We start from the raw sequence: 12,505 nt of genomic DNA, 5'->3' as shown, positions 1-12,505 counted from the left end.
CGGTTCTACTCGATGTTCTGGACCTGCTCGCGCATCTGCTCGATCAGCACCTTCATGTCCACGCCGATGCGCGACAGTTCCAGGGTGGCCGACTTGGAGCCCAGCGTGTTGGCCTCGCGGTGCAACTCCTGAATCAGGAAATCGAGACGCTTGCCGATGTCGCCGCCCTTCTTGAGCAGGCGCTCGATTTCGTCCAGGTGCGAGGCCAGGCGGGTGAGCTCCTCGGCCACGTCGATGCGGATGGCGAAGGCGGTGGCTTCCGACAGGGCGCGGTCCTGGGCGGCTTCGGGCAGGGTGCTGCCGGCCGCCAGGCCCATGGCCTCCTGCCAGCGCTCGAGGAAGCGCTGGCGCTGCTGCTCGACCAGCTGAGGCACCAGGGGCGTGGCCTGCTCGGCCAGCTTGCGCAATTGCGAGACGCGGTCCTTGAGCATGGTGGCCAGGCGGGCGCCTTCGCGCTCGCGGGCACCCAGCAGGTCTTCCACCACGCGCGCCGCCAGCTCGGCCAGGGCCGGGCCCCAGTCGCCCTGCGCGGCGCTTTCGCCGCCGGCCAGGCGCAGCACGTCGGCCACGCTCAGTTCGCGCGCGCCGGGCAGCCAGGCTCGGATGCTGTCCTGCACGCCGTTGATGCGCTGCAGAAAGCGCGTCGAGGGCTCGGCCACGCCGCCGGGTGCGGTGCTTTCGATGCTGCCGCGCACCTCGACCTTGCCGCGTTTGAGGCGTTCTCCCAACAGTTCGCGCAGGGCCGCTTCATGCTGGCGGAGCTCTTCCGGCAGCTTGAAAGTGAGGTCCAGGAAGCGGCTGTTGACGGAGCGGATCTCGATGCCCAGACGGCCCGTTGCCGAGGGGCGGGCGTCGCTCTCCGAGGTACCGGCGGGGGCGCCGGTCTGGCCACTTGCGTAGCCGGTCATGCTGTAAACTGGCATTGCGCCTCGCTGTGTTCGATTGCTGCACGAGGGGCGCCGGCATGTTGTTCGCTTGCCGCACTGCCGCCTTCGGGCGAAACTCCCGGATTATGTCAAAGGTCAAACCTTCACCCCTGATGCCGGACACGGTCATCGGCGGTTACCGTGTCGTGCGCCGGCTTTCCGCGGGCGGTTTCGGCGTGGTGTACCTGGCCCTGGACAACGCGGGCCAGCAGGTGGCCATCAAGGAATACCTTCCTTCCTCGCTGGCCTCGCGCGGCGTGGGCGAACTGCTGCCGGTGGTGTCGCCGGAAAAGCTGTCGCTCTACCGCCTGGGCCTCAAGAGCTTCTTCGAAGAAGGCCGCTCCCTCGCGCAGATCTCGCATGCCTCCGTGGTAAGCGTGCTCAACTTCTTTCGCGAAAACGAGACGGTCTACATGGTGATGAACTACCTGGAGGGTGCGACCCTGCAGGACTTCATCGTCACCGCCCGCGATTTGAAGAAGCAGAAGGTGTTCCGCGAGTCCACCATCCGCTCTCTCTTCGACGAGATCTTGCGCGGCCTGCGCATCGTGCACCAGCACAAGATGCTGCACCTGGACATCAAGCCGGCCAACATCTTCGTCACCGACGACGACCGCGCGGTGATGATCGACTTCGGCGCCGCGCGCGAAGTGCTTTCCAAGGAAGGCAACTTCATCCGCCCCATGTACACCCCCGGCTTCGCCGCCCCCGAGATGTACAGGCGCGACTCCTCCATGGGCCCGTGGACCGACATCTACGCCATCGGCGCCTGCATCTATGCCTGCATGCAGGGCTACCCGCCGGCGGATGCGCCGCAGCGCATCGAGAAGGACCGCCTCTCGCTGTCGCTCTCGCGCCTGCGCGGCGTCTACTCCGACAACCTGATCGAGGTGGTCGAGTGGTGCATGTCGCTGGACCCGCTCTCGCGGCCGCAATCGGTGTTCGCGCTGCAGAAGGAGCTCAGCCGCGAGGGTGAGCGCCGCTACACCAAGCTGAGCGTGGGCGAGAAGGTGCGCCTGTCCATCGACAACATCCGTTCGCCAGAAAAGAAATCGCTGCCCAAGGCCGCTGCCCCCACCACAAGGCCTGCATGAAATTTTCCGTATTCCAGGTCAGCCGAAAAGGCGGCCGTCTCAAGAACGAAGACCGCATGGGCTACTGCTACACGCGGGAGTCCGGCCTGTTCGTGCTGGCCGATGGCATGGGCGGCCACCCCGAGGGCGAGGTGGCGGCGCAGATGGCGCTGCAGACCATCGCGGCGCTCTACCAGCGCGAGGCCCGCCCCCTGCTGAAGGACGTGAAGGCCTTCCTGACCTCGGCCGTGATGGCGGCCCACCAGCAGATCATGCGCTACGCCGGCAACAAGGGCATGCTCGATACGCCCCGCACCACCGTCGTGGCCGCGGTGCTGCAGGGCAGCACCGCGACCTGGGTGCACTGCGGCGATTCGCGCCTGTACGTGGTGCGCGACGGCGAACTGCTCACCCGCACGCTGGACCACTCGCATGCCGAGCGCCCGCGTCCCTCGTCCGGCCCCGAGATCACCAACCGCAACCTGCTGTTGACCTGCCTGGGCTCCCCAACGACGCCCATGTTCGACATCTCCGAGCCGGTGCCGCTGCAGCAGGGCGACCGCATCATGCTGTGCTCCGACGGCCTGTGGGGCGTCATGGACGAGATGCAGATCGTGCGCATCCTCGCCACCCGCCCGGTGGCCGATGCGGCGCCCGAGCTGGTCGAGATGGCGCTTCGCCGCGGCGGCGCCAACGGCGACAACGTGACCATGATCGCGCTCGAATGGCAGACCCCCGACGCGCCTGGCGCCGACCCCGGCGTGTCCACCGACAGCATCAGTGAAGGCGTTTTCGCCTCCACCATCCAGGCCGGCATGCCCTCGGAATCCGAGGCGGCCGATCTCGACGAGGACGCCATCGAGCGCTCCATCGCCGAGATCAACGAGGCCATCCGACGCTCGGCCGCCAAGACCAAGGCCTGAGCGCTTCCCCCTTTTTCCTTTTCACTGCAATGACCGATTTCATCCGCAGCGGCGGCCGTGCCGCCGACCAGCTTCGTCCCATCCGCATCACACGCGGCTTCACCATCCATGCCGAGGGCTCGGTGCTGATCGAGTTCGGCCAGACCCGCGTGCTGTGCACTGCCTCGGTGGAAGAGCGCGTGCCGCCGCACAAGCGCGGCAGCGGCGAGGGCTGGGTCACGGCCGAGTACGGCATGCTGCCGCGCTCCACCCACACCCGCAGCGACCGCGAGGCCGCACGCGGCAAGCAGAGTGGCCGCACGCAAGAAATCCAGCGCCTCATCGGCCGCTCGATGCGCGCGGTCTTCGACCTCAAGGCCCTGGGCGAGCGCACCATCCAGCTGGACTGCGACGTGCTGCAGGCCGACGGCGGCACGCGCACCGCGGCCATCACCGGCGCCTTCGTGGCCGCACAGGACGCCGTCAACAAGCTGCTGGCCAAGGGCACGCTGGCGGCCTCGCCGATCCGAGGCTCGGTCGCGGCCGTGTCGGTGGGCATCGTGGAAGGCACCCCGCTGCTGGACCTGGAATACGTGGAAGACTCGGCTTGCGACACCGACATGAACGTGGTCATGACCGGCGCGGGCCACTTCATCGAAGTGCAGGGCACCGCCGAAGGTGCTGCCTTCTCGCGCGACGAGATGAACAAGCTGCTGGCGCTGGCCGAGAAGGGCATCGCCGAGCTGGGCGCGCTGCAGCAGAAGGCCCTGGCCGAATCGACGCAGGCATGAAGCTGGTCCTGGCCTCCAACAACGCCGGCAAGCTGGCCGAGCTGCAGCAGCTCTTCGCACCGCTGGGCATTGCCCTGGTGCGCCAGTCCGAGCTGGGCGTCGGGGAGGCCGAGGAACCGCACCGCACCTTCGTCGAGAACGCGCTGGCCAAGGCGCGCCATGCCAGCGCTGCCACCGGCCTGCCCGCCATTGCCGACGACGCCGGCCTGTGCGTGGATGCCTTCGGCGGCCTGCCGGGCGTGGACACGGCCTTCTATGCCACGCAGTTCGGCTACCCCAAGGGCGACGCCAACAACGTGCGCGCACTGCTGGAGCAGATGCAGGGGCTGGCCAACCGCCGTGCCGCGCTGGTCAGCACGCTGGTCGCGCTGCGCAGCCATGACGACCCCGAGCCGCTCATCGCCGCCGGCCGCGCCGTGGGCGAGATCACCCGCGAGCCCATCGGCGAGAACGGCTTCGGCTTCGACCCGGTGATGTTCCTGCCGCAGTTCGGCAAGACCTTTGCCCAGCTGCCGCCCGAGGTCAAGAACGCCAACAGCCACCGCGGGCAGGCCGCCCGTGCCATGCTGGCGCTGATGCGCGAGCGCTGGCAGTCGCTGTGGCAGGCGGACGCACCCTCCGCATCCTGAAGAATTCCCCGCGGCGCCTCACTGGCCGCATCGTTTCCGCCATGAGCATTCCGATCGTTCCGCACGCAGCCGACCCCTCTTCCGAAGCGGGCGGCAGCGGCGCGCTGCACGCCAACGACGTCATGCACCACATGCGGCCCGGGCCGCTGCAGCTGGCTGCGCTGCCGCCCCTGTCGGTCTACGTGCACCTGCCCTGGTGCCTGCGCAAGTGCCCGTACTGCGACTTCAACTCGCACGAATGGCAGGCGCGGCAAGGCGAAGGCGATGCATTGCCGCAGGACCGCTACATCGACGCCGTGCTCGCCGACCTGGACGCGTCGCTGCCGCTGGTGTGGGGCCGCACGGTGCACAGCGTGTTCATCGGCGGCGGCACGCCCAGCCTGTTCTCGCCCGAAGGCATCGACCGGCTCATCGGCGAGATGCGCGCGCGCCTGAAGTTCACGCCCGACTGCGAGATCACGCTGGAGGCCAACCCCGGCACCTTCGAGCGCGAACGCTTCCGCGCCTTCCGCGGCGCGGGCGTCACGCGGCTGTCGGTGGGCGTGCAGAGCTTCAACGATGCGCACCTGAAGGCCCTGGGCCGGGTGCATGACCGGGCGCAGGCCATCGCCGCGGTGGAAGAAGCACAGGACGCCTTCGACACCTTCAACATCGACCTGATGTATGCGCTGCCCGGGCAGACGCCGGCGCAGCTGCAGGCCGACCTGGACCAGGCGCTGTCGCTTCGGCCGCCGCACCTGTCGGTCTACCACCTCACGCTGGAGCCCAACACCTACTTCGCCAAGTACCCGCCCAAGAACCTGCCGCCGGACGACGAGGCCTACGCCATGCTCGACGCGATCACCGCCGCCACCGGCGAGGCAGGGCTCGCGCGCTACGAGATATCGGCCTATGCGCGCGAAGGGCATCGCTGCTGGCACAACCTCAACTACTGGCAGTTCGGCGACTACCTGGGGCTGGGGGCGGGCGCGCACGGCAAGCTGAGCTTCGCGCACCGCGTCCTTCGGCAGGTGCGCTTCCGCGATCCGCGCATGTACATGGACAAGGCCCTGGCCGGACAGGCCGCGGCGCAGAGCGAGGACGTGGCTCTTTCGGACCTGCCCTTCGAATTCATGCTCAATGCGCTGCGGCTCAAGGAAGGCTTCTCCTTCGCCAACTTCGGCGAGCGCACCGGCCTGGCGATCACCGCCATCCAGCGCGCGATGGAAGAGGCCGAGTCCAAGGGCCTGCTGGCACGCGACCTCTGGCATGCCTGGCCCACCGAGAAGGGCTTCGACTTCCTGAGCAACCTGCAGGAACTCTTCCTGCCCGAAGGCTGAGCACGCGCGCCGCCCGTCGGCGGCCGACTACAGCGTGTCTGCGGCTTCGCTGACGAGGGCCCGCTGCTCGGCGCGCGGAGACTCGAAGCGAACTCCTCAAGAAGAGAAAAGGAGACGCCCATGCGCCGCCCTCGTACTTTTGTTCTAGCTTCCGCCATCCTGTTTGCCTGTTCCAGCCTCGTCGTCGTCTTCGCCACCGGCGTGCATGACGACGCCCATGAGGCCCGTGTCGTGCGCGCACAGGGGCTGCTGGTGGACCTGGCAGGCCAGGATGCCGATGGCAACGGCATCCGCGATGACGTCGACGCCTTCATCCTGCGCAGCTATGGCCAGAGCGGCGCGATGCGCGGCGCGGCCGAGATGATCGCGCGCTCCATCCAGCCCGCGCTCGCCGTGGACCTCGACCAGGTACAGGACACGGCCGCGCTCGCCGAGCGTGAGGTGGAGGTGATGTCCTGCGTGTCCGATGCACTGGGCCCCGACCGCCGGGGCGACTTCGAGCAGATGATCAATGTCATCACCGACAAGACCTACGACACCAGCGCCCGCTTCGAGAAGCGCGAGGCCTTCAGGCGCCACGCCAGCCGCGCCGACTTCAGCAAGCCCAGCCGCTGCGACGCCCAGCAGCAGCGCGTGTTGAGCGCTTCGCTCTAGGCGCGACAAGCGCCGCGCGACGCACCCGCTGCGTCGTCGCTCCAACTGCGCGCATCCCTAAAGATTCCGCCGATCCTGCCGATACCCGGGGGGAGCTTCCACAAGGTCAGTGCCACGGCGATTCGCCGGGGCCCTTTCCGGCCGGTTGCTCGACGTTCAGAACCCACCCGGATCGTTGGCATGGAATCGCATCTCTACCCGCACAAGAATCTCCTCCTGAAAGCGGCCGCCGCCCTGGCTGCAGCCCTGGCGCTATCGTCTTGCGGAGGAGGCGGCGGTGGCGGCGGCAACAGCGATGCCCAAGCGAGCGCCAAGCCCGACGTCGCGACGTCGCTTTCAGTGGCCTGCTCAGGCTGCTCCGCCGTCGACCCGAACACCTACGCCGGCAGCGGCACGGGTGTCTGGCAGGCCTCGAACAACGCCACGGAGGCGGCTGACCTGCCGGTCCAACTCAAGGGCCTGACGGGCCAATCGGTCACGCTGGTCTTCACGAATGAATCCGCCGCTCCGGTGGCGCTGCCGGCGTTGCGCATCGACACCCCACAGCAGTACGCTTCGGCGCAGTTGAGCAAGTCGGGCACCGAGACTGCCGTCGATGCGGCGGTTCATGACAACGCGGAAGTCTCCGAGTTCAACCGCTCCGGCTTCGCCAGGTTCCTTGGCTCGCAGGGCGAGCCTGCGGCTTCCCGGAAGTCGGTCGTTCCGGCCGCCCCGCTGGCCTCTAGCGTGGGCTACGCGGTGGGCGACCAGCGTTCCATCTACCTGACCGGTGGCCGACAGCGCACCGTTCAACTCCAGGCCACGAAGGCCACGGGCGACGGCAGGACGGTGAACCTGTGGGTCGAGCCGAGCGAAATGACACCGAGTCGCGTGACCGCCGACATGGTGGCCCGGCTGCGCGACGCATTCGCTGGTGCGGGTGGCGTCTACGACATGCTCGTGAAGGTCGGCGGCCCTCTGTGGGGACCGCACTCGGCGCCGAACTATCTCATCTCCGGCGCGGGACAGCCGATCGACATCTTCTTTGTCAACCTCGATCAGAACAGCACGCCCTACGGCGTGGTGGGCTACTTCTGGTCGTTGAACAACTTCAGGGCCGACGTGCTCCCGCAGAGCAACCAGTCGCTGAGCATGTACATGGACACCGAAACGCTTTACCTGGACGGCGAGCGCGGCTTCATGCAAATCGTCTCCACGCTGGCGCACGAGGGCATGCACATGCAGAACTTCTATCGCCGGGGCGTGCTGATGGGTGCGGCCTTCACCTTCGACACCTGGCTGGAAGAAATGTCGGCAATGATGATGGAAGACTGGGCCGGCAACTCGCTGAACCCAGGCTTCAACGCCATTCGCGACACACGCTTTCCTTCGTACCTTGGCTACGGCGGCAAGGGGAGCTACAACTGCAGCGTGACCGACTGGACGCCCATGGGAGCCAGTTGCGAGAGCTACGCCGTGAACGGGTCCTTCGGTGCGTACCTGAATCGGCAGTTCGGCCTGGACCTCTTCACATCTCTGCTCAACAGCAGCGGAATGGAAAACTCACAAGCGCTCTTGGATGCAGCCATCAAGTCCAGGCGGCCGGAGTCGAGCGTCGGCCATGAGCTGCGCTACTTTTCCGCCGCGGCGGCTGCACTGGTGCCCCTGGGCGCCGGCATTGCCGGATACAGCATGCCCGGTCGCACAGACAGCGGCCTGAGCCTGGCCGGCATCGACCCGGCAGCGTTCGGCGAATCGCGACGCCTGCCCACCGCGCTGCCTGCCATGCTGCAGCCCCTGGCAAGCTTCCCGGTGTCGCGCGCTCGCGTGCAAGGCACCTTCGACGAGACCATCCGCGTGCCTGCCGGCACCACCCTGACGGTGGTGGTCAACTAGGGCCCTGGCTTCGAAAAGGAAGTGGGGTCTCGCTTACACTCTCAGGCTGCAGGAAGGCTGGCCGAGCGGTTGAAGGCACCGGTCTTGAAAACCGGCGAGGGTGTGAGCCCTCCGTGGGTTCGAATCCCACGCCTTCCGCCAGCAACAGCACAACGGGCCTCTCGGCCCGTTGTTCGTTCTGGCCTCCACAGTGGGTATCGCTCACTGTCTAGTGCGGCAACTCCGGCCGCGCGGTGTGGCAGGGACGCCCGACAATTCCAGCGCCATGTCATTCGACCTCTTCCCCGATCCCGCCAACGATGACCTGCTGGACCCCGGCTTGTCTGCACGTGCGCAGCGCGTGGGCAAGGCACTGGCGAAGCTCGACGAAGTGGAGTTGCTGGCCGTGCTGGGCATCGAGTTGCAGCGGCGCGGGCTTCAGCAGCTCGGCGCGCTGCCCAAGCCCCGGGCGAGGAGCCCGCGGCGCAAGGCGCCGCCCGAGCGCGAGCAGATGCTGCTCGCGCTGCCCGTTCACGACGACATGGCCGACCGGTAGCGGGCCCGCGCGGAATCGCCGAGCGGCGCCGCTCAGTCGACCTTCGCGCCCGATTCCTTCACCAGCTTGCCCCAGCGCGGGATGTCGTCGCGGATCAGCGCGGCGAACTGCTCGGAGGTGCCGGTGGCCACGTCCGCGCCCTGGTCGCTCAGCTGCTTTTCCAGCTGCGGATCCTTCAGCGCCTTGTTGATGTCGGCGTTGAGCTTGGCCACGATCTCCTTGGGCAGCTTGGCCGGGCCCAGGATGCCGAACCAGGTGACCGATTCGAAGCCCTTGTAGCCGGACTCCGCGATGGTCGGCACGTCCTTGAGGTCGTCCACCCGCTTGAGCGAGGTGACGGCGATCGGGCGCATCTTGCCGGACTTGATGTGGCCCAGCAGCGTGGGAATGGTCGACACGTACAGCTGCACCTGCCCGCTCATCACGTCTGTGGCACCCTGGGCCGCACCCTTGTAGGGAATGTGCGTGAGGGTGATGCCGGCAGCGCGCTGGAAGGACTCGGCGGCCAGGTGCGACACGGTGCCGTTGCCCGAAGTCGCGTAGTTGATGCTGCCGGGCTTTTCCTTGGCGACCTTGACCACGTCGGCCAGCGTCTTGTAGGGGGATGCCGTGGCAGTCACGATGACCAGGGGCGAGTCGGCCACGCGTGCAACGGGCGTGAGGTCCTTGAGCGGGTCGTAGGGCAGCTTGGCGTACAGGGTCGGGTTGATGGCCAGGTTGCTGGTCTGGCCCATGACCAGCGTGTAGCCGTCCGCTGGCGCCTTGGCCACGGCGTCCACGCCCAGGTTGCCGCCCGAACCCGGCTTGTTCTCCACCACGAAGGTGTAGCCCGAGCTCACAAGCTTGTTGGTCAGCTCGCGCGTGATCATGTCCGTGCCGCCGCCGGCGGGGAAGGGAACGATCATGCGGATGGGCTTGCTGGGCCAGTTCTGCGCATGGGCCGTGGCCGCGAAGAAGGCGGCGCCGACGGCAAGCGCCACGGCGGCGTGACGGGAAATCTGCATGTCTTGTCTCCTTGGAATGATGACGGGCGCATTCGCGCCTCTGGAAACGGACTGTAGATTCGGGTTGCGTTGCGTACAATGGCGTTGCGTACAGTGAAAAGAGGTGCAGCATGCGCAACAAGCGGGAAGACGCTTCCGAGGAGGGCCAGGCCGGCGGCGTCATTGCCGTCACGCGCGCCCTGTCGCTGATGGAGGCATTCGAGGTAGGCGAGTCGTCGCTGTCGCTGGCCGAGCTCAGCCGGCGCAGCAGCATGCACAAGACCACGGTGCTGCGGCTTGCGCGCACGCTGGCGCTGTCCAGCTACATGGTGCAGATGGAAGACGGCCAGTGGCGCCTGGGCCCGGCGGCCGGCTGGCTGGGCGCCCGCTACCAGGCGGGCTTCGACGTCAACAACGTGGTCGAGCCTGCGCTGCACGAGCTGGTCAAGCTCAGCGGCGAAAGCGCCTCCTTCTACGTGCGCGAGGGCGACATCCGATCGTGCGTGGCGCGCGTGGAGGGTCCGCATTCGGTGCGGCACAACGTGCGCATCGGCGAGCGGCTGCCGCTGGACCGCGGCGCGCCGGGGCGGGTCATCCTGGCCTTCAGCGGTGCGAAGGGCGAGTTGTACGAAGGCATCCGCTCGCGCGGTTTCCACATCTCGACGGGCGAGCGGGAAGCCGAGGTGTCGAGCGTGGCGGCCCCGGTGTTCCGCACCAATTGGAGCCTGCTGGGCTCCATGTGCATCTCGGGGCCGAGTTCACGGCTGACCAAGGCCAAGCTGGAAAAGCTCGCCAAGACCGTGGTGCATGCGGCCAACCAGCTGTCGTATGCGCTGGCGGGCGGTCGCACTCAGGCGACACCGGCGGTGGTGTCGCGCTGGCATCCCTAAGGAGAATTCAGCGACTGGCCAGCGGCAGGCCGGGCTCGTTCATGTCGGCGCGCAGCACCTGGCCATGCGTGGAGTCGGTCACGTACAAGGTCCGCCGCTGCGCGCCGCCGAAGGCCAGGTTGGTGATCGATGCGCCGGCCGGACCGCGCAGAACCTCCACCGGCTCGGCCCGCGCGTTGAGCACCCACACATAGCCCAGGCCGGGGTTGGCCACCAGCAGCCGGCCCTGCGCATCCACGGCCAGGCCATCGGGGCCGCTGGGCCCATAGGACGTGAAGAACTGGCTCACCTTGGCCACGCTGCCGTCCGGCAGCAAGGGCACCCGCCACACGCAGTTGCCGCGGGTCACCGCCAGGTACAGCACCTTCTGGTCGGGCGAGAGCGCGACGCCGTTGGGGCTGGGGATGTTGTCCAGCAGCAGGTCCAGCCGGCCATCGCGGCCGAGGCGGTAGAGCCGGCCCGTGGGGTCGTGCAGGCCGGTCTGGCCCTGGTCGGTGAAGTAGATGTTGCCGGTGGCGTCAAAGACCAGGTCGTTCACGCCCTTGAAGCGCTCGCTGTTGCGCCGTTGCAGGAATGGGGCGACGCGGCCGGTGGCCATGTCCAGTTGCATCAGGCCGTTCTTGTAGTCGGTGATGAGCAGCGTATTCGCGTTCAGGAACTTCATGCCGTTGGGCTCGCCGTCGTACTCGGCGACCAGCGTCCACGCGCCCTGGGCATCGATGCGGAAGATGCGGCCCCACGGGATGTCGCTCACGTACAGGTTGCCGGCGCCGTCGAAGACCGGCCCTTCGAGGAAGGAGTCGGTGATGGCGCCGCCGCGGTTGGCGTCGGCCCAGGCGCTGCGCTCGGAGCGGCGCAGGGCATCGGGCATGGCGCTGAAGAGGGTGAGTTCGCGGACGGCGGGGGGCTGGAGCAGGAACATGGCGAGTCGAAGGATGCGCTCAGTCGGCCTTGATGTCACCCTTGCGCACCACCTCGCCCCACTTCGCGTCTTCCTTCTTCAGGAAGGCGGCGAATTCGGCGGGCGTGGAGCCCACGGGTTGAGCGCCCAGGTCCTTCAGGCGCTGCTGCACTTCGTCTTCCTTGAGCACTTCGACCACCGCGTTCTGCAGCTTGTCGGCGATGTCCTTGGGCGTCCTGGCCGGCAGCAGCATGCCGTTCCATTCGAAGGCCTCGTAGCCGGGGACCACGGTCTCGGCCACGGTGGGCACGTCCGGCAGGCGCGGCGAGCGCTGCGGCGAGGACACGGCCAGCGCGCGCAGCTTGCCGGAGGTGATCAGCGGGTAGGTCGCCGCCACCGTGCCGAACATGAAGTCGACCTGGCCGCCCATCACGTCGGAGATGGCCGGGCCGCCGCTCTTGTAGGGCACGTGCACCATGTCCAGCTGAAGGCGTTGGCGCATCAGTTCGGCCGCGAGGCGCTGCACTGTGCCGCTGCCGCCCGAGGCGAAGTTGATCTTGCCCGGCTGCGCCTTGGCCTTGGCCACCAGGTCGTTCACCGTCTTGAACGGCGAGTCGGCCTTGACGATGAGCGCGTTGGGCGCGAGCAGCACCAGCGACAGCGGTTGCAGCGCGTCGGCCGCGTAGGGCATCCTGGGAAAGAGGTGAGGGTTGATGGAATAGGGCGTGGCGTCGTAGAGCACCGTGTAGCCGTCTGGCGCGGCCTTGGCCACGTAGGCGGCGCCGATGGTGCCGCTGGCGCCGGCGCGGTTGTCCACGATCACGCTGGTGCCCAGCCTGGTGCCCATGCGGGCTGCCACGACGCGTGCCACGGCATCCGCCGCGCCGCCGGGCGCATAAGGCACGACGATGGTGATGGGCCGATCCGGCCAGGCGGCGTGCGCTGAGCCCATGGCCGTGAAGGCGCAGGCCGCGACGGCCATGCAGCGAGCGAGGAGCTTGGGAAGGAAGGTCATGATCGGTTTGCC

Annotated in this window: 13 protein-coding genes and 1 tRNA gene; 10 read left to right on the top strand and 4 right to left on the bottom strand. The window is 67.8% G+C overall.

Annotated features, from left to right (window positions below; genetic code table 11):
- Window positions 1-5 precede the first annotated feature (5 nt).
- Entirely contained in the window at window positions 6-923 is a 918-nt protein-coding gene (locus BM345_RS18090; RefSeq protein WP_093381694.1) for a YicC/YloC family endoribonuclease, read from the bottom strand.
- Window positions 924-1,012: 89 nt separating this feature from the next.
- Here BM345_RS18090 and BM345_RS18085 point away from each other — a divergent pair, with 89 nt between their 5' ends.
- The 9 genes from BM345_RS18085 to BM345_RS18045 all read left to right on the top strand — a co-directional run bounded on the left by BM345_RS18085 (window position 1,013) and on the right by BM345_RS18045 (window position 8,704).
- A complete protein-coding gene (locus tag BM345_RS18085) occupies window positions 1,013-2,020 on the top strand; it encodes a serine/threonine protein kinase (RefSeq protein ID WP_093381692.1) in 1,008 nt (335 codons plus the stop codon).
- Window positions 2,017-2,922, top strand: a complete 906-nt coding sequence (locus BM345_RS18080; protein ID WP_093381691.1) for a PP2C family protein-serine/threonine phosphatase — start codon at window positions 2,017-2,019, stop codon at window positions 2,920-2,922. The genes BM345_RS18085 and BM345_RS18080 overlap by 4 nt, the downstream gene beginning before the upstream one ends.
- A gap of 29 nt (window positions 2,923-2,951) precedes the next feature.
- Window positions 2,952-3,692, top strand: a complete 741-nt coding sequence (gene rph, locus BM345_RS18075) for a ribonuclease PH (RefSeq protein ID WP_093381690.1) — start codon at window positions 2,952-2,954, stop codon at window positions 3,690-3,692.
- On the top strand, window positions 3,689-4,321 hold the full coding sequence (rdgB, locus tag BM345_RS18070; RefSeq protein WP_093381689.1) for an RdgB/HAM1 family non-canonical purine NTP pyrophosphatase: 633 nt from the start codon (window positions 3,689-3,691) through the stop codon (window positions 4,319-4,321). The genes rph and rdgB overlap by 4 nt, the downstream gene beginning before the upstream one ends.
- A gap of 41 nt (window positions 4,322-4,362) precedes the next feature.
- Window positions 4,363-5,640 carry a radical SAM family heme chaperone HemW gene (gene hemW, locus BM345_RS18065; protein ID WP_093381787.1) on the top strand — a complete coding sequence of 426 codons (1,278 nt, stop codon included), beginning with the start codon at window positions 4,363-4,365 and terminating at the stop codon, window positions 5,638-5,640.
- Between the two features lie 120 nt (window positions 5,641-5,760).
- Window positions 5,761-6,294, top strand: coding sequence for a hypothetical protein (locus BM345_RS18060; RefSeq protein ID WP_139237546.1), 534 nt, complete (start codon window positions 5,761-5,763; stop codon window positions 6,292-6,294).
- Window positions 6,295-6,474: 180 nt separating this feature from the next.
- Complete coding sequence (locus BM345_RS18055; protein WP_093381686.1) at window positions 6,475-8,169, top strand: M30 family zinc metallopeptidase; 1,695 nt, start codon at window positions 6,475-6,477, stop codon at window positions 8,167-8,169.
- Window positions 8,170-8,220: 51 nt separating this feature from the next.
- Window positions 8,221-8,310 (top strand) — tRNA-Ser (locus tag BM345_RS18050).
- 124 nt (window positions 8,311-8,434) lie between these two features.
- Entirely contained in the window at window positions 8,435-8,704 is a 270-nt protein-coding gene (locus BM345_RS18045) for a hypothetical protein (protein WP_093381684.1), read from the top strand.
- 32 nt (window positions 8,705-8,736) lie between these two features.
- Here BM345_RS18045 and BM345_RS18040 read toward each other — a convergent pair whose 3' ends face one another.
- The gene (locus BM345_RS18040) at window positions 8,737-9,708 is read right to left on the bottom strand and encodes a Bug family tripartite tricarboxylate transporter substrate binding protein (RefSeq protein ID WP_093381682.1); all 972 of its coding nucleotides are present in this window, start codon (window positions 9,706-9,708) and stop codon (window positions 8,737-8,739) included.
- A 110-nt stretch (window positions 9,709-9,818) separates the two neighbouring features.
- Between BM345_RS18040 and BM345_RS18035 the strand changes: the two genes are divergently transcribed.
- Window positions 9,819-10,577, top strand: coding sequence for an IclR family transcriptional regulator (locus tag BM345_RS18035; protein WP_093381680.1), 759 nt, complete (start codon window positions 9,819-9,821; stop codon window positions 10,575-10,577).
- A gap of 7 nt (window positions 10,578-10,584) precedes the next feature.
- Here the strand turns inward: BM345_RS18035 and BM345_RS18030 are convergent, their stop codons facing one another.
- The gene (locus BM345_RS18030) at window positions 10,585-11,499 is read right to left on the bottom strand and encodes an SMP-30/gluconolactonase/LRE family protein (RefSeq protein WP_093381679.1); all 915 of its coding nucleotides are present in this window, start codon (window positions 11,497-11,499) and stop codon (window positions 10,585-10,587) included.
- A 19-nt stretch (window positions 11,500-11,518) separates the two neighbouring features.
- The gene (locus tag BM345_RS18025; protein ID WP_093381779.1) at window positions 11,519-12,460 is read right to left on the bottom strand and encodes a Bug family tripartite tricarboxylate transporter substrate binding protein; all 942 of its coding nucleotides are present in this window, start codon (window positions 12,458-12,460) and stop codon (window positions 11,519-11,521) included.
- Window positions 12,461-12,505: the final 45 nt, after the last annotated feature.

The sequence above is a fragment of the Variovorax sp. OV329 genome (assembly GCF_900114785.1).
Taxonomy (GTDB): Bacteria; Pseudomonadota; Gammaproteobacteria; order Burkholderiales; family Burkholderiaceae_C; genus Variovorax.
Note: the sequence above shows the minus strand (reverse complement) of the source record. Positions and strands in the feature narration are given on the sequence as shown.